The following is a 24,342-nucleotide window of genomic DNA, read 5'->3' on the forward strand; positions in this document are numbered from 1 at the left end:
TACTTATGTTACTTAATGATTTTTCTTTTTTATTTCGGGCAGGGAATTCAGAAATTTTTGTCGAAGATGATGCTTAATATGTCGAATGTTCTGTCTGTCTTAATAGGTCTGACCAGCATACCATAAAACACAAGACTAATCATTATGGAGGGATTTCTTAATGACGAAGGCGCTAGCAATTGAAGCATTGATCAAAGCAATTGGCAAAGAAAATGTTATTACGGAGCATGAGGAATTGGTTTGCTATTCTTTTGATGCAACGGCTGATATGCCCAGCCAGTTGCCAGATGTTGTAGTAACTCCTACCAGTACCAACGACGTAGCGGAAATTTTAAAAGTTGCTAACCAGTACAAAATGCCCGTTTATCCTAGAGGTTCTGGTACCAATCTGTGCGGTGATACCATCCCCTTGCAGGGTGGGATGGTCATGAGAACCCAAAAAATGAGCCAAATCCTGGAAGTGGATGCAGACAATCTGGTGGCAGTGGTACAGCCCGGTGTAATAATTAATGACCTCAACGTAGCTGTGGCTCCCCACGGTTTAATTTACCCTCCCGATCCCGGCACTGTGGCCACTGCAACCATGGGTGGCAGTGTTTCTGAATGCTCCGGTGGTCTCAGAGGCTTAAAGTATGGGGTAACCAAGAATTATGTGATGGGTTTAGAAGTTGTCATGATCGACGGTACGGTGGTTCGATTTGGTGGCAAGACCGTGAAAAATGTAACTGCCTATGATATGGTAAAGCTATTTACAGGTGCCGAAGGTACACTGGGGATTATCACTGAGATCACGGTCAAACTTATTCCTGCCCCAGAAACCAGGAAATCGATGCTGGCTTCTTTTGATAAATTAGAGGATGCTGGCAATTCCGTAACCGAGATTGTACGTAACAAGGTTATTCCTGCCACTATGGAAATTATGGATCAGGTTACTATTCGTACCGTAGAAAACTTTGCCAAAGTGGGTCTGCCCACCGATGCAGAAGCTGTGCTGCTTATCGAAGTAGACGGCATTCCCGAGGTGGTAGAACGTGAGGCTGCCACGGTGGTCAAGGTAGTAGAGAAGAACAAAGGTAAAATTAAAGTAGCCCAGGATGACAAAGAACGTGATGGTCTGTGGGCTGCCCGCCGTGCCGCACTGCCGGCTTTGGCTCAGATGAAACCCACCACGGTTTTGGAGGATGCTACGGTTCCCCGCAGCAAATTAACTGAAATGCTGGTAATCCTGCAGAATATAGCCAAGAAATATGATCTTACCATTGGCACCTTTGGTCATGCCGGGGATGGTAATTTGCATCCCACCATTCTCACTGATGAACGTAACACAGAGGAAATGAAACGGGTTCACGCAGCAGTGGATGAAATCTTTAAAACTGCCTTAGAATTGGGTGGTACGATCAGTGGTGAACATGGTATCGGTATGGCGAAGGCCAAATACCTACCGATGGAATTTGGTGAGCAGGGTGTCGAAGTAATGCGAAAAGTGAAACGTGCACTAGACCCTGAGAATTTACTAAACCCCGGCAAAATGATGGGCTAAAGGAGGGGCAGATAATGGCCATTTACGATAACATCAAGGATATTGAAGAAGAGATTATTAAATGTATGAAGTGCGGTAACTGCCAAGCTGTCTGCCCGGTTTACAAGGAGATTCTCGCTGAGTCCGGGGTAGCCAGAGGTAAGATTCAACTGGCAGCCAAAATTCTTAAAGGACAAGCAAAATACACTCCTGAGTTATATAAAAAATTTGATCTCTGTCTGCAGTGCCAGGCCTGTTCCGAGAACTGTCCCTGCGGTGTAAAAGCTCATAAAATTATCATGGCAGCCAGAGCAGAACTAGCCAGACAGAATATGCTGCCCTTTGCCAAGAAGGCTGCCTTTAATGTGCTTCGCAAACCCGCGTTGTTTGACTTTGGTCTTCGCCTGGGCAGCACTTTCCAAGGTTTGGCCTTTCGGAAAAATGCTTCCGGTATGAGTCCCCGTTTTCCCATTGGTCTGGAGATGCGCCGGGTAATACCCTCTCTGGCGGATAAGCCACTGCGGGCTGAACTACCGGAAATCAACAAGGCGGCAAACTCCCGGAGAAAAGTAGCGTTCTTTACTGGCTGCGTTACCAACTATATTTATACCAACGTGGGCAAAGCGGTGGTAGAAGTGCTAAACCATAACGGTGTAGATGTGATCATTCCTAAAGATCAGCACTGTTGTGGAGCTCCCGCCACGATCAACGGTGATATTGAAACCGGTAAGGCCATGGCCAAATCCCACGTGGATATTTTTAGCAAGTTAGATGTGGAAGCGATTATTACTGTTTGTGGCACCTGTGGCGGTACCTTTGAACAAAAATATGTTGAACTATTGGCCGATGACCCAGTCTACCTAGCCAAAGCCAAGGCGGTGGCCAGTAAAATACGTGATATTTCCGAATACCTGGTGGATGATCTGCAGGTGGATTTCAGTAAGTTAGGGAATGTACCGATTACCTTTACTTACCACGAACCTTGCCACATTGGCAGGGGGATGGGTTTAACCCGCCAGCCCCTGGAAATGCTGACGAAATTACCCGGTATTACCTATCGGCCACTGGCCCAACCGAATCGTTGCTGTGGTGGTGCCGGCTCCTTCAGCCTAACGAATTATGATGTATCCTACCAAATCCTCAAGAAAAAGGTAGCTGATATTAAGAGCACCGATACCCATGTGGTGGTAACCGGCTGCGGTTCATGCCGGATGCAGATTGAAGATGGTTTAGCCCAGGGGAACCTACCGCATAAAGTAATGCATGTTATTGAAGTGGTACAGCAGGCCTATCGAAATGCTAAATAGTTAACGAGCTAACGACTAACAACCAGGACTCGTGGTATGTTATGACAGGTCGTCAACCTTTTTTCAAGGTTGACGACCTGTTTGCTTTCCTCTTAGTACAAACTTTTTATTTTGACGAGGACATCCATGCTAACTAAATTTGGCTTCATTAGAAGGTGATAATGGTATTATCCATAGCGGACGATTTGCGGGGCGTCAAGACAGCCTTATGCCCCTTGTGGGTATACTTGACGAACGGAGGGTGGAATTAAGGTTTATCAGGATAGAAAACTAAGGCTTACCTGCCTGTGACCTTTAGGTTATGCCCTTCAGGGTACGTCTACGTCAAGCACTTTATGCAAGCTAAGTTTTTCTAAAAATTTTTATCTAAGAGAAGGTTACACTATGCAGGAAGATTGCCTGTCATGTCGAATATTTATCGATTGTCTGCCAAATGAGAACTCTAGGGATAGACAAATTCTAGAGGAACTATTTAAGGAAGTGTTAAACCACCACCCTGCCAAATAGGCAGAACAGGGGTTGGTCTAATCGCCCGACATGGTTAAAGTGGAACCACGGGAACCGCTCACCCGTTATTCCCTTACCATCAACAAGGCGAGCCAATATGGTTTAACCTTTCGGAAAATGCCACCGTTGTGAGCCCGGCTCATTGGAAATTACCAGAAAGTTTGTCGCTATGATGGTAGTAAACGGTAAAAAGGCAGAACCATCGTAAACCCTGCGAGAAGGGATCTTGTCATCCTGTTTCCTCTGCTGGTGGGTGGTTAAAAAATTCGGGGGTGTTATAACGAAACACGATTGCCTGACAAAAGTCAGGCCACGGAAGGAGAATGGTTCATGTCAGTAAAAGAGAGCGATTTAGCACCGGGTGGACCGACCACCGATGGAGGACTACAGAGGGGGCTTAAATCCAGACACCTGCAACTGATAGCATTGGGCGGCATAATCGGCAGCGGGTATTTTCTTGGAACCGGGTATGTTATCGATTCTGCAGGCCCGGCTGCTACGTTAGCTTATTTGTTAGGCGGTTTAATTGTACTTTGCGTCATGTTGTGTATGGGTGAGTTGGCCGTAGCTATTCCCATTTCTGGTTCCTTTGTTACCTATGCCAATGATTTTATTTCACCGGCCTGGGCCTGTGGCATGGGATGGTCTTACTGGTTGACCTGGGTGTTTTATGTACCGGCGGAAATGATTGCAGCGGGCATTATTATGAATAACTTTTTTCCGGCCGTAGATACGCTGTATTGGGCTATAGGATTTGGTTTAATTATTACGGTTATTAACTTATCTTATGTTGGTACCTTCGGGGAATTGGAGTTTTGGCTGGCTATTATTAAGATTATGGCAATTATTATGTTTGTGGTTTTTGCAGCTCTAATTTTCCTGGGAGTTATTGGAGGAACAGAAGGCTTCAAAGGTACTACCCATTTGCTGGGTAATGGTGGTTTTGCTCCGAAGGGGTCCTGGGCGATTCTTTTGACTATGGTCATTATTCTGGTTAATTTTCAGGGCTCAGAAATTATCGGTCTGGCTGCCGGGGAAAGTAAAGAACCGGAAAAAACCATCCCTCTAGCCATTAAAAATGTAACCTGGCGTATTATTGCTCTCTACATTGTGCCACTGTTTTTACTGGTATGTATTTTTCCCTGGGGTAATGCAGGACTAGAGGAAAGTGTTTTTGCCGCCGCGCTAAATGCTTATGGATTTCACTGGGCAGGCGGGTTGTTCTCCTTTGTGGTTCTGACAGCAGCTATTTCCTGTTCTAATTCCGGTCTATACGGCGGTACCAGGGCGGTATATGCCTTGGCCCGGGAAGGAATGGCTCCGAAGTTTTTAGGCAAATTAAATAAGAACGGTGTTCCTCAAAATGCCACGCTACTTTCTATTGCCGGTTGCTGGATTTGTGTGCTGGCCTATACCTTTGATTCAAGTGAAATTATTTTTACGTATTTACTGGCACTATCCGGTTTTGCCGGAGCCATCGCTTGGATTTCCATCTGTTGGTCCCAGCTAAACTTCCGCCGCAAGCTAGAAAGGGAGGGCTTTGACATCAGTACACTAAAGTACCGTACGCCTTTTTTCCCATATCTCACTCACTTTGCTATCTGGGTGCAAGTGGCTTGTCTAGGAATCATCGCCTTTAATGAAGATCTGCGCATATCCTTATATATTGGTTTGCCGCTACTGATTTTCCCCATTATATGGTATAAAATTTGGGGCTACAAGTTAAAGCCCCTGGAGGTAGCCCGGATCAAGTACGAGGATGTGTTTGTAAAATAATAAGTTTACAATAACAACCTAGCGAAAGCAGGGCCAAAAGACTCCCGCAAGCCGAAACAGGCGATAGCGGGAGTCTTTTTTTGTGTCAAGGGTGTGTCAAGGGGACGGTTCTTTTGACACGGAGCTACTGGAGAGTTAAAATAAGGATAGCCATTTTGGCGGATAGTGGATAAAGGAGGGAAAGCTATGCCTAGACACCAGCGGATACTAAGTGAAAATGGAACCTATCATGTAATGATCCGGGGAAATGAAAGGAAGAACCTATTTCTGGATGAGGAAGACAAACAGAAGTTTATTGAGATACTGAATACTAAGAAGGAAGAGACAGGTTTTCTTATTTTTGCTTATTGCCTTATGGATAATCATGTTCATCTGTTGGTCAGAGAATCAATAGAAGGGCTGGCAACGATAATGAAGCGAATTAATGTCAGCTATGTCTACTACTTCAACCAAAAAAACCGCAGGACAGGGCATCTTTTTCAAGATCGTTTCAAAAGTGAACCTATAGATGAGGAACGCTACTTACTATCTGTTCTTCGATACATTCATAACAATCCGCTTAAAGCAGGGATGGTTGAAAAACCAGAGCAATACAAATGGAGCAGTTACGGCAGTTACCTGAATCCACATAGGCCAGAAGCAAAGATGGTAGATACAGCATTTATCTTATCCTTAATGGCAAATGATCAGAAAAAGGCAATACAGGAATTCAAAAAGTTTTCAATTGAGAAGGACGAAAGTGAGTTTCTCGATATAGAAGAAGGTAACATCTGGACAATTGAAGAAGCCAAATCTTATTTGGAAGAATATCTGACGAAAAGATGGAGGGGGAAAAGTATAGAAGAGTTGATGGATCATAAAGATAGCCGTAGAGAAATCATCATAGAACTTAAGACGAACACTCGGCTATCTGTTAGGGCCATAGCTAATTTATTAGGGTTGAATAGAGGGATTGTGCAGAAAATGAGGTAGGCAGATAAGCAAGAAGGAATGGTGTCAAAAGAACGTCCCCTCGACAATAGAAGAAGGTAACATCTGGACAATTGAAGAAGCCAAATCTTATTTGGAAGAATATCTGACGAAAAGATGGAGGGGGAAAAGTATAGAAGAGTTGATGGATAATAAAGATAGCCGTAGAGAAATCATCATAGAACTTAAGACGAACACTCGGCTATCTGTTAGGGCCATAGCTAATTTATTAGGGTTGAATAGAGGGATTGTGCAGAAAATGAGGTAGGCAGATAAGCCAAAAGGGATGGTGTCAAAAGAACCGTCCCCTCGACACCCTCTAAGCCGAAAAAGGCGATAGAGGGTGTCTTTTGGTATTTAGGCTGCAGGAGTTGAAGGATTAATAAAGTCTTTTTTCCTGTTAATTTTACACATTATTAGTACTTTATCCCAAATGAATTGGATTCAAGTTTAAAGGAAAAGACAACTAACAATATCACAAAACTAAAACAGTAGTTATCGTTAGGAGGTGTCGAGAGGATTAAAACAATGGCTCAATGGATACCTGAAAAACCTTGATGTTTCAAGCCTAAGAGTTTTTTTATATTTATTTGATAGATTCAGTTCCCAAGTACTGCCTAAAGAAACTCCTACTATACTTAAAAGAAAAAACTGTTCTCTCTAGAGCAGGATTACTCTACTTGCTTGCTCATAATTTTTCCATTAGGTAGTTATTTAAAGAATATTTAATTATAAACTTTGATCGCCAAGTTACTTGCGGCGCAAAGTATCTTAGATAGTATATGTATGTTTGTCATATAAATATAAAAGATTTACTATAAAAAGCGTAAGAAATCAGTGGCGAAAGCCACAAAAATGAACAAGGGGGCAGATTATGAAAAGTATTACGAAAAAGGCAGCTGGTTTAATGGTAGGGACTTTCGCTTTTGCAATGGCTTTAACGGCACCGGGTGTTGGCTCGGCTGATGCCGCTACCTATAGCTACTACAATTGTCCTACTGGAAATTCTGCTGTTTATACGAATTACAGTAATTGCCAAAATACTACCACTACGACAGCTAGCAAAGTTAATGCATCAAACTTACAATCTATGGTTAATAAGATTAGCCAGCAATACAAAGCATCAGGATCATCTAACTCTTGTTATTCTTTCGATCAGGTGAAGAATATCCTATCTTCATATAAATAAGAGCTAGCTGGTTCTTCCGACGTACACATTGCCCATAAAAATCTCTTGTATTTACCAACTCAAAAGGTACTATTTGAGTACATCAAGACTGGATTTTTACGGGCAAGGTGTATGTGACCGATTGCTGAGGCACCTGCGAAAAGAAGCAGGTGCCTTTTTCACACTTTTCTCTAGAGTGTAAAAAAGCATTAAGAATTCAGTGGCGAAAGTCACAAAAGGGGCGAATTATGAAAAATATTATTAAGAATGTTACTGGTTTAATGATCGGGACCTTTGTTTTGGCACTGGCTTTAATGGCACCTGGCAATGGCTCCGCTGAAGCTGCTACATACAACTATGGCAGCTATCAACCCAACTATAGCAACTATACCGGAACTATTGGAAATACTACAGTTTATAATAATTACACACCGAATTATAGCAATTACCAAAAACCAACCCAACCAACTCAGCCAACCCAACCAACTCAGCCAACCCAGCCAACTCAGCCAACTCAACCAACTCAACCAAGCCAACCAACTCAACCCAGCAATGTTAATGTATCGGACGAGCAGGCTATGGTGAACTTAATTAACCAGGAACGCAAGGCAGCAGGATTGCAGCCGTTATCATACGACGCCGCTTTAACAGAGCAAGCTCGCTTAAAAGCACAGGATATGATTACCAACAATTATTTTGGCCATACCTCTCCTACTTATGGCTCTCCCTTTGATCAAATGAAGAGTGCCGGTATTTCCTACCGCTATGCGGGCGAGAATTTGGCTGGTTCTCCCGATGTGAACACCGCCCATAAAAGTCTCATGAATTCACCTACTCATAAGGCTAACATTTTAAAAGCCGAATATACCAAGGTTGGTGTTGGCGTGATTAACGGTGGTTCTTACGGCAAAATGTATGTGCAAATGTATACTGATTAGTTAACTTACAAAAGACACCTGTGCAAGGAGCAGGTGTCTTTTTTTCATATAGAGGAAAGTATAAAAATTTTAAAAAAGGAACTAAAGGATAGTAGGACATATCCCCGACATAGTATAGTATTATTCTATATCAATTGAGGAGTATATAAATTGTGCCCTATGATAAACTTAAAAAGGAAAATTGGCATTAGCAATAAATGAAAGTACTTGAATCAGGTGATTAAAGTGAAAAAAATACTCGTTGTTGAAGATGAAGTGGCTATTTCAATGGTATTGAAGGCATATTTAACAAAAGCAAATTATCAGGTAGAACAGGCCTTTAATGGCGAAGAGGCAGTTCAGAAGTTTACCGATTTTAATCCTGCTCTGGTTATGTTAGATATTATGTTACCGGGTATGGATGGATGGAGTATTCTAAAATATATTCGCGATAGAAGTTCCTGCCCTGTGATTATGCTTACCGCCCTGGGGCAACTTAAACAAAAAGTGGAAGGGTTACGTCAGGGAGCAGACGATTATATCACAAAGCCGTTCCTGGCTGAAGAAGTAGTTGCTCGGGTAGAGGCGGTTTTAAGACGTTCCGTACAAATTCTTGAGGACCGGGAAACTACGCATTTTGGTAGTTTAAGGATTGATTTCAAGGCTCACACAATCTACCTTCATGGTCTGGAATTACCCTTAATTCCCCGGGATTTAGCGGTTCTTTTGTTTTTAGCCCGTCATCCCAATCAAACCTTTACCCGAGAACAGCTCATTGAGCAGGTGTGGGGAATAGACTATGAAGGAAGTGATCGGGCAGTGGACTTATCTATGAAAAGAATCAGAAAAATATTGCAGAACTGGCCTTTGTCTGAAGGAGAACTCAAAACGCTACGAGGATTGGGGTATCAATTCTGTGTTTATGAAAAGTAATAGACGAGTACCACTTCTACAATATTGGACAACCCGGTATCTTATTACACTGTGCTTTGGCTTACTCATTTTGGGCATTATTTCTAGTCTTTTTATTCAATATAATGCTAGGCAAAAAAGAATAGAAAGTATTAGGTTACTAGCAACAGAAATAGCAGAAAGCACGGCTACCTCTGAAGGAAAAATAAGAATTGACCCTACTTTGCCAAGGGAGATTGATAGACTTCAGCGATTTTTAGGTTTGGATAAAAATCTTTTTTTAGTGATTATGGACACGAACAGAAACCTCTTATTCAGTACCCCCTTTTTACCCCCAAGGGAGTTATTAGAAGTTACTTCGCTGTTAATGGAAAATGAAAAGGATGTTGAAAAATTTACTTTGCAGACAGAGGGGGATTTTTATTTCTTTAAACAGGAAATAAAAAACAATACTAAGGTTCTTGGCAGTGTGATGATTCTACACCCGGTAAGAGAGCCCCCTCGTAGCCAAGAGGAATTTCAGCTATTGGTGTTCATGCTAGTGGGTCTGGGGTTACTTGGTTGGGGGATCATATACTTGCTTACGAAGAGCTTAGCTAAGCCTATCAAAGATGTGGCTGATGCCGCAAAAAGAATTGTGACCGGCGATTATAATATCCAATTGCATGAAAGTACCAAAGAACAAGAAATATATGAATTGATTCGTTCCTTTAAGGAAATGGCAGAACGATTGCGCCAAATGGAAAGGATGCGTACTGAATTACTGGCGGGGGTAACTCACGAATTAAAGACGCCAGTGGCCTCTATTAGCGGGCTTATCCAGGCTGTAAAAGATGAAGTAGTTACTGCAGAGGAAGCCAAGGAGTTTTTGAGTATAAGCTTAAAAGAGACCATGAGACTTCAACATATGGTTGAAGATCTATTGGATTTTAACTCCTTTGTCATTGGGGACATTAGTATCCATAAAGAACGCCATAACGTACAAAAGCTTATTCAAGAAATTACGCATCAATGGTTAATTGGCCAGGAGGATGATAGGATTGTTATCAACACCCTATTTAGGGACGAACAACTAATGGTTGATACCGATGCAATGAGGCTCCAGCAAATTCTTTATAACTTATTTAACAATGCAAAACAAGTTTTTGTTGCTGGTGGGAAAATAGATCTGACCGTTTATCGGCAGGATAAAAATATTTACCTTGATGTTACGGATAATGGAGCAGGTATCCCCGAAGAGGAACAACCATTGATTTTTGAAAAGTTCTTTAGAGGCAAAGCAAAAAAAGATAAAGTGAGGGGGCTAGGATTGGGACTTTCTTTCAGTAAGACTCTGGCCAAGGCCCTAGGAGGGGATCTTATTCTCAAAAATAGTTCTTCCGAGGGTACAACCTTTACACTCGTTCTTACGGTATAAGCTATTTTTATAGTAACAAACCCACGAAGCGATATTGCCAATTGGTAATATCGTTTTTTCATGATTTTCCACATTTTCAAAGTAATTTTGACATAAAACAGACATCTTCAACCGTTATCATTACAAATGTTGTAGCTACACATTAGATTACTTTGACAGTCTGGGAGGTGAATTTGATGGTTCAATTTCGACATGAAATAAAGATGGGTATTAGTGCCTTTGATAGAGTAATGCTCTCTAGTAGATTGTCCCACGGACTAAAAAGAGATGGGCATACGGGACCAAATGGGAGCTATGTAGTAAGGAGTATTTATTTTGACGATGACAACGACACTGCTGTAAAGGAAAAATTAGCGGGTGTTAAATACCGTGAAAAATTTAGAATACGGACTTACGATAGCTTTGCTTCGGTTATCAAACTGGAAAAGAAGGTAAAAAACAATGGTGTTGGCTATAAGGAAAGTGCAAGACTTACCAGAGAGGAATGCCAAAGCCTTTTACGGGGTAACTACGATTTTTTAATAGAAAGGTCGGAAGCGGTATGCAAGCAGCTTTACATTAAGATGAGAACAGGCTTGTTTAAGCCAAAAACCATTGTACAGTACAATCGTGAGGCCTACGTCTGGAACCCTGGACGGGTGAGAATAACCATTGACAGCAATCTTAAAACAGGGATTGCGTCGATTGATTTTTTAAATTTTGAACTTCCCCTAACCAGTGCTATGGATAACGGTAACTCCATTCTAGAGATTAAATATGACAGCTTTTTGCCTGCTCATATCAGTAATTTAATAAAATTAGACAGCCGGCAGAAAGGAGCCTTTTCCAAATATGTTCTGTGCCGGCGATATAGATAAAATCAACAATTGGGGGTATTGAAAGTGAATAATAGTCCACAGACGTTTAACTTTTCAGATATATTTAAAAACAACTTTCTTAAAAACGCAGTAACGGATTTTTCTGTGGTAGATATCTCTTTGACACTGCTGATTTCCTTTTTCATTGGTTTGTTTATTTATGCAGTTTACAAGAAAACCTTTAACGGTGTGATGTATTCAAGAAACTTTAATATTTCTCTGCTGGCCATGTCAATGATCACTACCCTGATCATCATGGGAGTGACTTCCAATATTGTACTTTCCCTGGGTATGGTTGGGGCCCTTAGTATTGTAAGGTTTAGGACGGCTGTTAAAGACCCCATTGATATCGTGTTTTTGTTCTGGGCCATAGCCGGCGGGATTGTTACAGGTGCAGGTTTGTATCTTTTAGCCATCGTTGGTTCTCTGGTTGTCGGATTAATGCTCATAGTTTTTACTAGAAAAACCATGAGTGAGATTCCTTATATGATCGTGGTTAATTGTACCAATTCAGTGGCAGAAGAGTCTCTTTTGGAGAAACTTCGCCAGCATGTGAAACGAATGAATATAAAAACGAAAGCAGTCCGCGCTAATCAGGGCATAGAACTTACCGTGGAAGTCCGCTTAAACAATGAAAATACAAGTTTTGTCCATGAGCTTTCGGCCATAGAGGGTGTCAATGATGTTGTGCTGGTAAGTTATAACGGTGAGCTTGCCGTATAATGATCTGCTCGAGAGGGAGGCATGAGCATGGATAGGAAATTTATAGCAATCATGGGGGGAATGCTGTTGCTCTGCCTCTACATTATTAGTGGGGCAACGGGGTATACCAGCCCAGAAGAAGGCACCGTGTCAAACAGTTTAAGTACGGCCAGTATAGATACCATTTTAGATAAAGATAAAGTTATTGATATAAATATATCGTTGGACGAGAATGATTTTCAAGATATGCTGAAAAATCCCTTGAAAGAGGAGTATAAGGTTGCCAGTGTTGTTATTGCTGGCCAAAAAATAGATAATATAGGGCTTCGTACTAAAGGTAATTCTACTCTGACTATGGTTGCCAACAGTGAATCGGATCGATATAGTTTTAAGCTGGATTTTGATCAGTATATTGACGGGCAAAATCTGGCTGGATTAAAAAAATTAAACCTTAATAACTCCATGAGTGACCCATCCTATATGCGTGAATATTTGTCATATTCACTGATGAATGAAATGGGGGTGCCTACTCCGGGTTACGGATATGTCAATGTCTATATAAATGACAAGCTGCATGGTTTGTATCTAGCGGTGGAAGGTATTGAAGAACCCTTTCTGGAGCGGTACTACGGAAGTAATGCGGGGACACTTTATAAACCCGAGGGCCAGGGAAGTGACCTGGTGTATACAGATGATAAAAGGGAATCGTATCGTGGCATTGCCTTGGTGGCAGGGCGAAAAAACGGTGCTAATGAGGCGTTACTTACAATGGTAAAGGCACTAAATCAGGGGAAAGATTTAGAGAAATATCTAAACATCGATGAGATATTACGATATTTTGCTGTCAATACGGTGCTGGTAAATATGGATAGCTATCAGGGCAGCTTTAAGCATAATTATTATCTCTACGAAGAAAGTGGTGTTTTTTCTATCTTGCCATGGGATTATAACATGTCCTTTGGGGGATTCAGCATGGGGAGAAACAATCAGGAAACCACAGCTCTCTATATTGATCAGCCGGTTTCAGGCACAACCTTGGAGCAGCGACCCCTGATTGGCAAACTGTTAGAGGTAAAGGAATACAAGGAACGGTACCATCAATATATCGAAGACTTTATTAATGGGCCCTTTGCCTTTACTAAAATGGAGGCGGAAATTGCACGTGTGGCCGAGTTAATACGGCCCCATCTGGAGAAAGACCCAACTAAATTTTATACAATGGAGCAATTTGAGCAGGCCATTTTAGAAGGGTCCACCGAACAAAAGAGTGAACTAACAGCAAGCCAAACGAACCCACCAGCAGACCAACAAGCTGCTCCACCAATGCCTGAAAAGGATAAAATGGCAGGACAGCAGCAAAGAGGTCCTATGAAGCCGGGTGGCGATATGCTGCAAGGCGGGAATGTTGTAGGATTAGTAAAGTTTGTTCGAGAACGGATTGCTAATGTCACGAAACAAGTAAGTGGTGAGCTTCCTTCGGTTGGTAATACCACAGAACAAACCAATACTATGCCCGGTCAATTACGCGATCGGCCGGAGGGCCAAGGGGGAATGGGAATGAAAGGAGAGAGGCCTCCCGGGGATATGGGACAACGTCCGCCTAATAGCGGTGATCCTGTTAACAGGGAAATGGGCGATGGGTTTGGCAATAAAAATATGCCTACAAACAATTCAACTGAACAACTCTTTGTCATCGGAGGTTCCCTGTTGCTCCTGGTCTTGGTACTGTTTTTTATCTTTACAAGAAAGACCAAGTATTCGCTATAGTTGTATGGTTATACCTCAATCGGATGTTCCTATAGAAAACGAAATGACCTACCCCACTTCGGGGTAGGTCATTTTTTCGTAACCTCTTAGTATACTGCTCAAAAATTCCCTGGTACGGGGGTGTCTGGGAGTGCTAAAAATTTGCTCCGGGGCACCCATTTCAACAATTTTCCCTTCATCCATAAAAATGACCCGATCAGCCACATCCCGGGCAAAGCCCATTTCGTGGGTTACAATAATCATGGTCATACCTTCTGCTGCCAGGTTTCGGATGACCGAAAGAACTTCCCCTACCAACTCGGGGTCTAAGGCACTGGTGGGCTCATCAAACAGCATTAACTTGGGTTTCATGGCCAAAGCACGGGCAATGGCCACACGCTGCTGTTGTCCACCGGAGAGTTGACTGGGGAAATTCTTAGCTTTGTCAGCCAGACCGACCTTGGCCAGTAATTCTTCTGCCAGGTCCCTGGAGTCATGTTTGCATTTACCCAGTACGGTAATCGGACCTTCCATAACGTTTTGGATAGCCGTCATGTGAGGGAAAAGGTTAAAACGTTGAAAAACCATGCCGATTTGACTTCTTAGTTCACAAAGTTCTTTGCCCTTTGCAGGTACCTTTTTATCTTCGAATATGACCATACCACCATCGATTGACTCCAGATGATTAATACAGCGGAGGAAGGTGCTCTTGCCGGAGCCACTGGGTCCGATAATAACTACAACTTCACCTTGTTTTACATCTAGGTTGATCCCTTTTAGTACCTTTAGTTTACCAAAGTTCTTCTGCACATTTTGAGCCTTGACCAAAAGAAACCCCTCCTTAATCACCATCTGAAATGGCCAGTCGTTTTTCCAATCGGTTGAATATGGTCGTGAAGACGGTAGTCATAATTAGATAAAGAATCCCTGCAGTGACAAAACTTTCTACCGGTTTAAAAAAGGTAGCATTTTTCAGTGTGGCTGCCCGCAGCAGTTCTGTCATGGTGATAACCGACACCAAGGCACTGTCTTTCATCAGGGTGATGAACTCGTTGCCCATGGGGGGGAGCAATCTGCGGTAAGCTTGAGGTAGAATAACCCGTCGCATGGCCTGGCTGTAAGACATACCCATGGAAATAGCCGCCTCCATTTGCCCCTTATCAATCGAGAGGATACCGGCTCGGATAATCTCAGCTATATAAGCGCCACCGCAAACGGAAAGTCCAATAATACCTACAGTGTACTCCGGCAGCACAATACCTACGAAGGGAAGACCATAATAAAGGAACATTAAATGAAGGAGCAGGGGGATGCCCCGGATGATCCAGGTATAAAGCCCCCCGATCCACCTTAAAATTTTAATACTTGATATCTTAGCCAAAGCGACAAACAAACCAATGAGGGTCCCAAATACAATGGCAAAGAATGTTAGTTTGATGGTCATGATAGCTCCCATTAATAAATCTGGGAGAATTTGTATTATGAAATTTACGTCTACTGCTGCCCCTGATTGCATGTTGTCACCAACCCTGGCTAATAATGAATTGTTGCTGTAGCTAAAAGTGCTTTACTGAGCTTTGGTGGTAATATCTTTGTTAAACCATTTTTGGGAAATTGTTGTCAGAGTACCATCCTTTTGCATTTCAGCGATGATATTGTCAAGGGCTTCTTTCAGTTCTACGTCAGCCTTGCGGATACCGATAGCCATAGGTTCTTGGGTTAATTGTTCGCCGACAATTTCAAAGGTATCAGCACGCTTGCTTAAATAGTGACCGGCGGTCATAGCATCTACCACTACCACTTGGGTCCGTCCAATTTGTAAATCGTTAAAAGCTTCAGGGTAGGTCTTATATAGTTTAGCTTCTAAGCCCATTTTCTTACAGGATTCCTCACCAGAGCTGCCAGCTTGGGTGCCTACGGGTTTACCCTTTAAATCTGCAGCAGTAGTAAACCCAGTGGTACCTTTTTTAACAGCCATGACTAGACCGTCATTAATATAGGGGGTAGAGAAGTTAATGGATTTTTTGCGATCTTCTGTAACGGTCATACCATTAATAATAACGTCAAAACGCTTGGAGTCCAGTGCTAAGATGACACCATCCCATTGGGTAGGTTGCCACTCAATTTTTACACCCAGGCGTTTGCCGATTTCTTCAGTCATATCAATGTCAAAGCCCACTAGTTTGTTTTGTTCATCACGGTAACCCATAGGAGCAAAGGTATCATCTAAACCAACCACCAATGTACCTTTTTCCTTAATCAACTCCAGGGAATTTTTCTCTGCTTGTTTAGCAGGTTCTGGAGTAGCTGCAGGTTTTTCTTTCTCTCCGCCACCACAGCCACCAGCCACCAAGGCCAATGCCAGCACCAGGATGACCATTAAAAACCCTTTCTTTTTCACTTCACCATTCTCCTCCCGTTATGTATTAATTTAATACCTCTTTGATATTTTAACTAACTAAAGTGAAAACGTCAAGAGAGAATCTGTATAGGGCATCAAATAATATTCATACTTTTAATGTGCAAGGAATTCTCGTAATGGGGTATAACTATTACTTGAAGAACAGTATAAGGTGGTGATAAAAATGGTTACTACTGAGAGAATGATAATCCCGCCCATTGATCAACAGGTGCCTCAAAATTTACAAACAGCAACCTTTGCTATGGGGTGATTTTGGGGTCCTGATGCCCAGTTTGGGGTATTACCAGGTATCATTCATACCAGAGTTGGCTATGCCGGTGGCACCAAGGAAAATCCTACCTATCGAAGTTTGGGAGATCATACCGAAACCTTGCAGATAGATTATGATCCTGCCGAAATCTCCTATGAACAATTACTGGATTTATTTTGGCAATCCCACAACCCGGCAAGTAGGCCGTGGTCCCGGCAGTATATGTCTATTATTTTTTACCACAATAACGAGCAAGCCAATCTCGCCCAAAAATATAAAGAATTTGCGGCAGAGCGTTTAGGTAAAAAAATATACACTGAGATCAATCCCTATGAGCATTTTTATCTGGCAGAAGATTATCATCAAAAATATTATTTGCAGCTTAAAAGGGATCTAGTAAAAGAGTATGCTCTTTTCTATCCCAACACCATTGATTTTATCAACTCCACCTCGGCTGCCAGAGTAAATGGTTATGTGAGGGGAGCGGGGACGATCACTTCCTTAATAAAGGAGATCGAAAGTCTTGGTTTATCTGAAAAGGGTAAGCATGAGTTGGTGGAGACTGTGAAGAGCTTTGGCAGAAAATAACGTAATGGGGCAAATTACAGTATTCCGAGCTTCAAAATAGATTTTTAGGCTTATGGCCTCAGGCTAAAATGGGAGTGGTGCAAAAAATAGTTTTGCATCACTCCCATCATTTTACTAGCCCAATAAAATGTCTTTTACTACATCTTTAATTTTATTTTTCTCAATAACCTGTTGGTGCAATACAGGTTTTTTATCCAAATCCCTTAGTCCCTGGGGTATTGGCCAGTGAGTGTGATCGGACAGATCTTGCAGTAGGGAAAATTCATTTTTGCCTGTAACTCCTTGCTCCCCTAATACAGCTTTGGCGACACTGCCGTTAAATTTAAAGGGGCTGGCGGTTGAGGCTATCACTGTATATGAGTTATCACCGGTAGCTTGACGATATTTTTGCAGCACGCGGGCTGCCACAGCGGTGTGAGTATCCAGGAGGTATTGCTGCTGTTGCCAGGTTTGCTGAATGGTATCCAGTGTTGCTGTATCATCAGCAAAGTCAGACCAGAAATGTTCTTGAACCTGGGCGAAGGTAGCTTCATCCACCGAATAGCTTCCTTCGGTTTTTAACTGAGCCATCCAGCTGCTGATTTGTTCCCCTTGACGTCCGGTAAGTTCATACAGCAGCCGCTCCAGGTTGCTGGAAATTAAGATATCCATTGAGGGAGATAGTGTTTTTAAAAAATCTCGGTTGCGGTTGTAAGTCCCGGTTTGGATAAAGTCAGTTAATACGTTGTTAGCATTGGCGGCACAAAGGAGTTTGTTAATGGGTAAACCCATCCTTTTGGCATAAAAGCCAGCCAGGATATTGCCGAAATTGCCGGTGGGAACCACAAAATTAATTTTTTCTCCGGCTTTTATGGAGCCAGTTTTCTGTAGGTCGGCATAGGCAGAAAAATAATAAACAATCTGAGGTACCAGGCGTCCCCAGTTGATAGAGTTGGCGGAAGAGAGTCGAAAACCCTGTTGCTCCAGGAGTGTAGCAAAATCATGATCTCCAAAAACCACTTTGACGCCGCTTTGGGCATCATCAAAGTTACCCTGTACCGCCACAACATGAACGTTATTTCCTTCCTGGGTCGCCATTTGCAGTCTTTGTACTTCACTTACACCTCGCTCCGGGTAAAATACGATAATCTGTGTGCCGGGGATATTAGCGAAACCGTCTAAGGCCGCTTTGCCTGTATCTCCGGAGGTAGCCACCAGAATAACGACTTCTGCTGCTTCGCCTGTTTTAGTCAACGCACGTACCAGAAATTGAGGCAATATTTGTAAAGCCATGTCCTTAAAGGCACAGGTAGGACCATGCCAAAGTTCAAGTACTGCAGTGTCAGAGTTTAACACCTTAACCGGTGCGATCTCCGGGTTAGCAAACTTGTTTTGATGATAGGCGGCGTTGACACATTGATTAATTTCTACTGAGGTGAAGTCGGTCAAAAAATGCTGCAGAATGAAGGCAGCCCTTTCCGTATAAGAGAGGGAGGTTAGCTTCTCTAGATCTGGGTTCGAGAGGGTTACCTGATCCGTGGGAACATATAAGCCGCCGTCTGGTGCAATGCCCTGTTTAATTGCTTCAGCAGATGGAACGGCTGGTGAATTGCCTCGGGTGCTTATGTATAGCATAATAGAGCCTCCTAATCAAATGTACGAAGTAAATACTTACATTAAACTATAATTCTTGCTTTTAGTAAAGATAACGAGCCCAAGTATACAAAGAGAGGGGGCGATGGCCTACCCGATTACCAGTGCCAGTAACCGGATAAGTTAATCATTCGCATACTAAAAATTCGATTATAGTTCTGTTCAGTATTTTGACAATGTTTAAGAATATCTTCCAATTTAAACATATTGTGAAAGTATTCACAAATCCTTAGAGTGTTGCTATAATGATAGTAACAAAAAGCAAAAAAAATAGGAGGTAGATACTATGATGCGAGATGTTATGACAAAGCTTTGGAACAACCCCAATTATTTTATGGATCGGGTAAACGAAATGAAACGTGGTCCGGTTAAAAAAACTATTCTTGTACCGTAGCGTGATAATGATGCAGCTAAAGATACCTAAGATGCGAAAAGGCGTTGCACAGGTGAATGTGTAGCGCCTTTTCGCACTTATGTTTTTATCTAAAGGAGGGAAAATAATAGTATACTACTTCAGATTAAAGAAAGGATGCTTTCCTATGAATGGAAGAAATCTCAAAAGGAAATCGCCCTACATAATTGATGCTGCCCTTAGAAAAAAGAGTGGTGAAATACGGGGATTTAAGTTAAAGGATAATACCTTCCTAGAGTATCAAACTGCTTTAAGGGAAGCCAAGCAAGGGAACCTAGTAGGAATCAATCTTTATCCCAAGTTTACGCAGGAAGTACTGGCAGAAGAAAAACAGCAGGGGATACTAGCTAAGCTTATCCAGAAATTAACCGGCCAATAACAAAGACCAGGGGCTGCCGCATACTACATAAAAAAGTAGTTTTGCAACACTCCCCTGGTGAAAAGAATAAAATACAGTTATAGATTAACAAGGGTTGAAGGTGTTTGTGCGTTTTTTCTATTTTTCAACTTGATTTTCCACTCATCAATGATTGTATAGACCACCGGGATGACAAACAGTGTAAAAATGGTAGAACTGATTAATCCACCAATAAGAACCCAAGCCATACCGCTGCGGTTTTCTGCTCCATCGGTTAGTGCCAGGGCGGTGGGCAGCATACCAAATACCATGGTGATGGTTGTCATAATGATGGGTTTTAGCCTGGTATGGCCAGCTTCAATCAGGGCTTCCCGCAGGGTTCTACCCTGACTCATTAAGGTATGGGTATAGTCAATTAACAAGGTACCGTTTTTTGCCACCAGACCGTCCAACATGATGATACCAATAAGTGTAAAGACATTCAGGTTGTTACCGGTCAATACCAGGGCTACTAAAGCCCCTACGATGCCCAGGGGTAAAGAAAGCATACGGATAAAAGGTGTGGTAAAGGACTCGTACAACATAACCAGCACCATATAAACCAGGATAATTGATAAAAGTAAGGCAGCAGCTAATTCTCTTAGGCTTTCGTCCATACTTTGGGCTTGACCGGTATAGTGTATCGTAAAACCGGCAGGAACAGAGAGCTTAGAGATTTCTTTTTTAACCTCGGTCATAAAGTCCCCCAGGGGCCTTTCACGAACATTGGCGGTAACGGTGATCGATCGTTGCTTATTTTCTCTGCGGATATCTGTAGGGCCACTGCCAAGTTCCACACTGGCTACTTGACCCAGAGAAACGGTACCGCCGCTGCCAGATATCATTAAGTTTTGTAAATCCGTGATGTCTTGTTTATTGGCCCCGGCCAACTGGATTAACAGATCGATTTCTCGGTCACCCTCTCGGTACACTCCGGCGGATTCCCCATTTACAGCCGCCCGGAGGGTTCGGGCCACATCATTTACCGCCAGACCGTAATGGGCTGTCCGCAGGTGGTCCACCTTGATTTGAACCTCTGGCTGACCCAAGGTCCAGTCGGTATTGGCACTATTAGCCCCGGGAGTAGCAGCCACAACATCTCTTACCTGTTCAGCCAGTTCGAGTAATCGATCATTATCTTTACCAGAGACGACAATACGAACGGCAGAGCCACCTGGCCCTCCTCCCATGGATTCGGCTTCGGAAACACGGATTTTGCCTTGCTTAAAGGAACTGCTCCACTGGCGGATGCCATCGGCTACTTCCCAAACGGATTTGTCCCGGTCATCCTTTGGTAGTAGTTTAAGAGTAACTCGACCGCTATTGGCCCCATTGGAAGAACCCCTTCCCCCGGAACCCAGGGTTGTTTGGTAATATTGCACCTCAGGAATTTGACTGAGGTGTTTTTCTAGCTCCTGTAGAGCATCACTGGTTTGCCCAATGGGAGTTCCTACGGGCATCTCCAGGGTAACGTTAATTTGCCCTTGATCGGATCTTGGCATAAATTCCTTGCCTACCAGACCCAAAGGAATCAGAGTTAAGCTTAGGATAAAGGCAGCCATGGAGAAAGCAAGTACCTTCTTACGATGACTTAGGGACCACATCAGCATTCGATGATAAATTCTTTGGGTTTTCTCACCAAGGGGAATGATTTTTTGCCAGATCGCTTTGACCATAGAATGTTGGGTGTCTTCACTTTCCTGGTGGTGGAATAGCCTGGATGCTAACATGGGTGCCAGAGTAAAGGACACAAAGAGGGAAAACAAGGTGGCAAATACAATGGTCAGACCGAACTGTCGAAAAAATTGTCCCACCATGCCGCTCATGAAAGCAACTGGCAAAAAGACCACTACGTCGGAAAGGGTAATGGCAATGGCCGCCATGCCTATTTCTTTACGACCTTCAATGGCTGCTTGCCAGGGGGATTTACCCATTTTCATATGGCGGTGAATATTTTCCAGAACGACAATAGAGTCATCCACCAAGATACCAATACAAAGGGCTAACCCCATTAAAGACATCATATTAAAGGTAAAGCCAGCAAAATACATCATCATGACAGTCGCTAATAAAGAGGTCGGGATAGCAAGCATAACAATCGCTGTGGATCGCCACTGCCGTAAAAAAATGAATAACACCAAGCCAGTGGTTATAATACCCTCCAAAATATTCATCCAGGTACCTTTCAGGGACCGATGAACAAAATCAGAGGAATCGTTGGTGATTAGCACTTCGTACTCAGCAGGCAGTTCCTGCTTTATTTCGGTCAGTTTTGCTTTGACGGCATCGCCAACCTCAGTTACACTGGCATCACTCTGTTTGTAAATTTGAATGCCTACCGCATCTTTACCGTTAATGCGGCTGATTTGCCGTGTTTCTTTGAAGCTGTCGTTGACAGTGGCAAGGGCTTGCAACGGAACGGCGTAACCTGAGGGAGAAGGTATTTGGAGTTGCCTAATTTGGTCGATACTTTCGAATTGCCCCAGTACCCGGACATTATATTCATTTTCTGGCCGATCCAACCGTCCGGTGGGTTCATTTAAGTTTTCGGAGTTCAATCGATTAACCACTTGATTAAGAGTTAAGCCGTAACCCTCCAGCTTGCTTCTATCCACTTGAATTTGGATTTCCCGCTGCACGCCACCGACAATACTAACTTCCGAAACACCTTTCAGCCGTTGTAAGCGTTCTTTGATCAGGTCGTTGGCTAAATCATAGGTCTCGTTGCGGGCACCGGGTTTGCCTAGCGATAAAGTTATCACCGGGGAATCATTAATATCTCGTTTAATAACCACCGGATCATTAGCGCCATCAGGAAGTCTACGTCGGGTGTTGTCCACCATTTTCTGAACATCAATAGCAGCCTGATCAGCATTTGCTGATAAATCAAATTCCAATATCACATTGCCCCGGCCTGTTGAAGCAGTGGACATAATATTTTTAAGCTGGCTTAGGGAAGAAAGGGAGTCCTCCAGGGGCTTAATAATCTGGGTTTCAATTTCTTCAGCTCCAGCACCGGGGTAAGCAACGGAGACTGCTACGTAGGGTGTATTGATCGCAGGATATAACTCAACACCAATCTTACCAAAGGTATAGATCCCGAGCACCACGAAAAAGAGGATGACCATAGTCATCATGGCTGGCCGTTTTACAGATAACTCTGTTATATGCATTTATTGGCTCCTCCTCTGCTCCTTAGCCATGGTACCTTCGGTCTGAATGTTTACCCTTTGACCATCTTTCATTGAACTTACATTGTTAGTTATTATCTCTTCATCCTTTGCTAAACCCTTGAGAATAGAGATGTTTCTACCATCGGTGGGACCGGTCTCCACCAGCCGTTCTCTGGCTACCCCATCCTCCACTACAAAAACCCTACTCTTTCCGTCGATGGTTAAAACAGCTTCCCGAGGAATCAGTAGGGATGACTCAAGTTCTTTTTCCAATAGTACTTCTGCAAACATGCCTGGTTTTAGTTGATGGTCAGGGTTTGCCAGTTGAACTTTGATAGGAAAAACTTTTAATTTAGCATCCGCAGCCAGGGCAATATTTGAAACCACGCCGGTTAACTGGTTTTGGTTTGCTGCTGTCACCCTGACGCCAACCTTCATGCCTTCCGCTAACTTATTAACCTGTTGTTCATTGACATTGACGATAACAACTACTTGATCAAGATTACTTACGGTAAATAAAGGGGTGGAGGTACCGGCAAGTTCCCCTACTTCAATGTTTCGGGCCGTAACAATGCCGCCTAAGGGGGATTTAATAACAGTGTCGTTGTAACGGACCTGGCTTTGGGCTAAGGCAGACTGGGAAGCCTTAACTGCCGCCTGTGCTTTTCTTAATGACCCTTCATAGTTTTCCTCAAAGTCTGCCTGGGCGATGGCCTGTGATTGCATAAGCTCTTTGCCTCGCTCATATTTCTTTAGAGCCAGATCATAGGTAACCTTTGCGGTCTCTACGTTGGCTTCCGCAGCGGATACAGCAGCAGCTAAGTCATCTGCCTCAAGAGACATTAAAATTTGTCCGGCACTAATACGACTTCCCACATCTGCCTCAATGCTGGCAACTTTTCCTGAAGACTTGGCCACAATGTTTGCAGAATTAAGGGCTTGCAATGTCCCGCTTAAAGTCATGCTCTCTTTGAGGGTACCTTCACTGACCTTGACAATTTTTACACCTGTACCCGGCTGGTTTCCCTTTGCCTGTTGTTGATTTTGTTTGGTTTCTTTGGCACAACCCAGTAGCATTGAGAGGATTAAAATAAGTAGCCCGGTTGCCAAGAAAATGCCGTATTTTTTCACGGTCAAATTACTCTCCCCCAACTATAAAATTACCAAATTTATGATACTATATTTGATTAAGTATAGATATTAAATAATTATGGGAAATTGTGAAAGCAAAAATTTTAAAATTTTGCTCAAATACCAGGTATTTCTCCGGGACATTTGGACTAAAATTTCGTCTATTGCTTTGGGAACATTCTTCAAAGGAAGGAAGCGTTATCATGTTTAATTTTTTTAAATCTATAATTCAGAAAATCAAGGACAAGCTACAGGCTAGATACCAACAGAAAATGATTAAAGAGATTTCCGAGAATATGACTCCGGTGGCGGGGACAATTATTTATTTGGAGAGATACACCAAGGGAAAATTCAAGTACAAAGTTCTTGTTAAGTCGGCAGCTAATCAGACTGTTATGGTAAAGGTGAAAAAGAAAGATAAGATTAATTTGAAACAAGGTGACAGAGTTCACGGCTATTATGACAAGGAGCGGACAGCGCTGCTTGAAGTAGCTTGAGTAGAAATAAGTTAAATCAGCTAACATCCCCTGGGTAACCAGG

General features: G+C 42.8%; 20 protein-coding genes and 1 pseudogene. 15 read left to right on the plus strand and 6 right to left on the minus strand.

Annotation, left to right across the window (positions count from 1 at the left end; genetic code table 11):
- Nucleotides 1-160 precede the first annotated feature (160 nt).
- From BUA78_RS11555 to BUA78_RS11605, 11 genes are all read left to right on the plus strand, one after another.
- Nucleotides 161-1,540, plus strand: a complete 1,380-nt coding sequence (locus BUA78_RS11555) for an FAD-binding oxidoreductase (protein ID WP_072914604.1) — start codon at nucleotides 161-163, stop codon at nucleotides 1,538-1,540.
- A gap of 14 nt (nucleotides 1,541-1,554) precedes the next feature.
- The gene (locus BUA78_RS11560; protein ID WP_072914606.1) at nucleotides 1,555-2,826 is read left to right on the plus strand and encodes a (Fe-S)-binding protein; all 1,272 of its coding nucleotides are present in this window, start codon (nucleotides 1,555-1,557) and stop codon (nucleotides 2,824-2,826) included.
- Between the two features lie 837 nt (nucleotides 2,827-3,663).
- On the plus strand, nucleotides 3,664-5,109 hold the full coding sequence (locus BUA78_RS11565; protein WP_072914609.1) for an amino acid permease: 1,446 nt from the start codon (nucleotides 3,664-3,666) through the stop codon (nucleotides 5,107-5,109).
- A gap of 186 nt (nucleotides 5,110-5,295) precedes the next feature.
- Nucleotides 5,296-6,081: an REP-associated tyrosine transposase gene (locus BUA78_RS11570; RefSeq protein ID WP_072914612.1), complete on the plus strand. Its 786-nt coding sequence runs from the start codon at nucleotides 5,296-5,298 to the stop codon at nucleotides 6,079-6,081.
- A gap of 871 nt (nucleotides 6,082-6,952) precedes the next feature.
- Nucleotides 6,953-7,267, plus strand: a complete 315-nt coding sequence (locus BUA78_RS11575; RefSeq protein ID WP_072914614.1) for a hypothetical protein — start codon at nucleotides 6,953-6,955, stop codon at nucleotides 7,265-7,267.
- A gap of 227 nt (nucleotides 7,268-7,494) precedes the next feature.
- Nucleotides 7,495-8,184, plus strand: coding sequence for a CAP domain-containing protein (locus BUA78_RS20655; protein WP_072914617.1), 690 nt, complete (start codon nucleotides 7,495-7,497; stop codon nucleotides 8,182-8,184).
- 225 nt (nucleotides 8,185-8,409) lie between these two features.
- On the plus strand, nucleotides 8,410-9,096 hold the full coding sequence (locus BUA78_RS11585) for a response regulator transcription factor (protein WP_072914619.1): 687 nt from the start codon (nucleotides 8,410-8,412) through the stop codon (nucleotides 9,094-9,096).
- A complete protein-coding gene (locus BUA78_RS11590; protein WP_072914703.1) occupies nucleotides 9,086-10,492 on the plus strand; it encodes a HAMP domain-containing sensor histidine kinase in 1,407 nt (468 codons plus the stop codon). Before BUA78_RS11585 ends, BUA78_RS11590 begins: the two co-directional genes overlap by 11 nt.
- A gap of 176 nt (nucleotides 10,493-10,668) precedes the next feature.
- Complete coding sequence (locus tag BUA78_RS11595) at nucleotides 10,669-11,349, plus strand: polyphosphate polymerase domain-containing protein (protein WP_072914622.1); 681 nt, start codon at nucleotides 10,669-10,671, stop codon at nucleotides 11,347-11,349.
- 24 nt (nucleotides 11,350-11,373) lie between these two features.
- Nucleotides 11,374-12,072: a DUF4956 domain-containing protein gene (locus BUA78_RS11600; protein WP_072914623.1), complete on the plus strand. Its 699-nt coding sequence runs from the start codon at nucleotides 11,374-11,376 to the stop codon at nucleotides 12,070-12,072.
- A gap of 27 nt (nucleotides 12,073-12,099) precedes the next feature.
- Nucleotides 12,100-13,818 carry a CotH kinase family protein gene (locus BUA78_RS11605; RefSeq protein WP_072914626.1) on the plus strand — a complete coding sequence of 573 codons (1,719 nt, stop codon included), beginning with the start codon at nucleotides 12,100-12,102 and terminating at the stop codon, nucleotides 13,816-13,818.
- Between the two features lie 48 nt (nucleotides 13,819-13,866).
- Here the strand turns inward: BUA78_RS11605 and BUA78_RS11610 are convergent, their stop codons facing one another.
- The 3 genes from BUA78_RS11610 to BUA78_RS11620 are packed head-to-tail and all read right to left on the minus strand — an operon-like array spanning nucleotide 13,867 to nucleotide 16,198.
- Nucleotides 13,867-14,625, minus strand: a complete 759-nt coding sequence (locus tag BUA78_RS11610) for an amino acid ABC transporter ATP-binding protein (RefSeq protein WP_072914628.1) — start codon at nucleotides 14,623-14,625, stop codon at nucleotides 13,867-13,869.
- A 13-nt stretch (nucleotides 14,626-14,638) separates the two neighbouring features.
- Entirely contained in the window at nucleotides 14,639-15,313 is a 675-nt protein-coding gene (locus BUA78_RS11615; RefSeq protein WP_072914630.1) for an amino acid ABC transporter permease, read from the minus strand.
- 51 nt (nucleotides 15,314-15,364) lie between these two features.
- A complete protein-coding gene (locus BUA78_RS11620) occupies nucleotides 15,365-16,198 on the minus strand; it encodes an amino acid ABC transporter substrate-binding protein (RefSeq protein WP_072914632.1) in 834 nt (277 codons plus the stop codon).
- A 283-nt stretch (nucleotides 16,199-16,481) separates the two neighbouring features.
- On the opposite strand from BUA78_RS11620, the pseudogene BUA78_RS20970 reads away from it, so the two are divergent.
- A pseudogene (locus BUA78_RS20970) lies at nucleotides 16,482-16,841 on the plus strand (peptide-methionine (S)-S-oxide reductase); the annotation flags it as partial.
- Nucleotides 16,842-16,844: 3 nt separating this feature from the next.
- Nucleotides 16,845-17,057: a hypothetical protein gene (locus tag BUA78_RS20975; RefSeq protein WP_338011614.1), complete on the plus strand. Its 213-nt coding sequence runs from the start codon at nucleotides 16,845-16,847 to the stop codon at nucleotides 17,055-17,057.
- 114 nt (nucleotides 17,058-17,171) lie between these two features.
- Here the strand turns inward: BUA78_RS20975 and thrC are convergent, their stop codons facing one another.
- Nucleotides 17,172-18,671, minus strand: a complete 1,500-nt coding sequence (gene thrC / locus BUA78_RS11630) for a threonine synthase (RefSeq protein WP_072914634.1) — start codon at nucleotides 18,669-18,671, stop codon at nucleotides 17,172-17,174.
- A 557-nt stretch (nucleotides 18,672-19,228) separates the two neighbouring features.
- On the opposite strand from thrC, the gene BUA78_RS11635 reads away from it, so the two are divergent.
- The gene (locus BUA78_RS11635) at nucleotides 19,229-19,480 is read left to right on the plus strand and encodes a hypothetical protein (RefSeq protein WP_072914636.1); all 252 of its coding nucleotides are present in this window, start codon (nucleotides 19,229-19,231) and stop codon (nucleotides 19,478-19,480) included.
- Nucleotides 19,481-19,557: 77 nt separating this feature from the next.
- Here BUA78_RS11635 and BUA78_RS11640 read toward each other — a convergent pair whose 3' ends face one another.
- Both BUA78_RS11640 and BUA78_RS11645 read right to left on the minus strand, forming a co-directional pair.
- The gene (locus tag BUA78_RS11640; protein WP_072914639.1) at nucleotides 19,558-22,671 is read right to left on the minus strand and encodes an efflux RND transporter permease subunit; all 3,114 of its coding nucleotides are present in this window, start codon (nucleotides 22,669-22,671) and stop codon (nucleotides 19,558-19,560) included.
- Nucleotides 22,672-23,802, minus strand: a complete 1,131-nt coding sequence (locus BUA78_RS11645) for an efflux RND transporter periplasmic adaptor subunit (RefSeq protein WP_084082404.1) — start codon at nucleotides 23,800-23,802, stop codon at nucleotides 22,672-22,674.
- A 203-nt stretch (nucleotides 23,803-24,005) separates the two neighbouring features.
- Between BUA78_RS11645 and BUA78_RS11650 the strand changes: the two genes are divergently transcribed.
- Nucleotides 24,006-24,299 carry a hypothetical protein gene (locus BUA78_RS11650; protein WP_072914640.1) on the plus strand — a complete coding sequence of 98 codons (294 nt, stop codon included), beginning with the start codon at nucleotides 24,006-24,008 and terminating at the stop codon, nucleotides 24,297-24,299.
- The last annotated feature ends 43 nt before the right edge of the window (nucleotides 24,300-24,342 follow it).

It is taken from the genome of Desulforamulus aeronauticus DSM 10349, assembly GCF_900142375.1.
GTDB classification, from domain to species: domain Bacteria; phylum Bacillota; class Desulfotomaculia; order Desulfotomaculales; family Desulfotomaculaceae; genus Desulfotomaculum; species Desulfotomaculum aeronauticum.

Excerpts from the sequence above, each read along its gene's own strand:
- BUA78_RS11555 (WP_072914604.1), top strand. The coding sequence starts at position 161 with ATGACGAAGGCGCTAGCAATTGAAGCATTGATCAAAGCAATTGGCAAA.
- BUA78_RS11560 (WP_072914606.1), top strand. The coding sequence starts at position 1,555 with ATGGCCATTTACGATAACATCAAGGATATTGAAGAAGAGATTATTAAA.
- BUA78_RS11565 (WP_072914609.1), top strand. The coding sequence starts at position 3,664 with ATGTCAGTAAAAGAGAGCGATTTAGCACCGGGTGGACCGACCACCGAT.
- BUA78_RS11570 (WP_072914612.1), top strand. The coding sequence starts at position 5,296 with ATGCCTAGACACCAGCGGATACTAAGTGAAAATGGAACCTATCATGTA.
- BUA78_RS11575 (WP_072914614.1), top strand. The coding sequence starts at position 6,953 with ATGAAAAGTATTACGAAAAAGGCAGCTGGTTTAATGGTAGGGACTTTC.
- BUA78_RS20655 (WP_072914617.1), top strand. The coding sequence starts at position 7,495 with ATGAAAAATATTATTAAGAATGTTACTGGTTTAATGATCGGGACCTTT.
- BUA78_RS11590 (WP_072914703.1), top strand. The coding sequence starts at position 9,086 with ATGAAAAGTAATAGACGAGTACCACTTCTACAATATTGGACAACCCGG.
- BUA78_RS11595 (WP_072914622.1), top strand. The coding sequence starts at position 10,669 with ATGGTTCAATTTCGACATGAAATAAAGATGGGTATTAGTGCCTTTGAT.
- BUA78_RS11605 (WP_072914626.1), top strand. The coding sequence starts at position 12,100 with ATGGATAGGAAATTTATAGCAATCATGGGGGGAATGCTGTTGCTCTGC.
- BUA78_RS11615 (WP_072914630.1), bottom strand. The coding sequence starts at position 15,313 with ATGCAATCAGGGGCAGCAGTAGACGTAAATTTCATAATACAAATTCTC.
- thrC (WP_072914634.1), bottom strand. The coding sequence starts at position 18,671 with ATGCTATACATAAGCACCCGAGGCAATTCACCAGCCGTTCCATCTGCT.
- BUA78_RS11635 (WP_072914636.1), top strand. The coding sequence starts at position 19,229 with ATGAATGGAAGAAATCTCAAAAGGAAATCGCCCTACATAATTGATGCT.
- BUA78_RS11640 (WP_072914639.1), bottom strand. The coding sequence starts at position 22,671 with ATGCATATAACAGAGTTATCTGTAAAACGGCCAGCCATGATGACTATG.
- BUA78_RS11650 (WP_072914640.1), top strand. The coding sequence starts at position 24,006 with ATGTTTAATTTTTTTAAATCTATAATTCAGAAAATCAAGGACAAGCTA.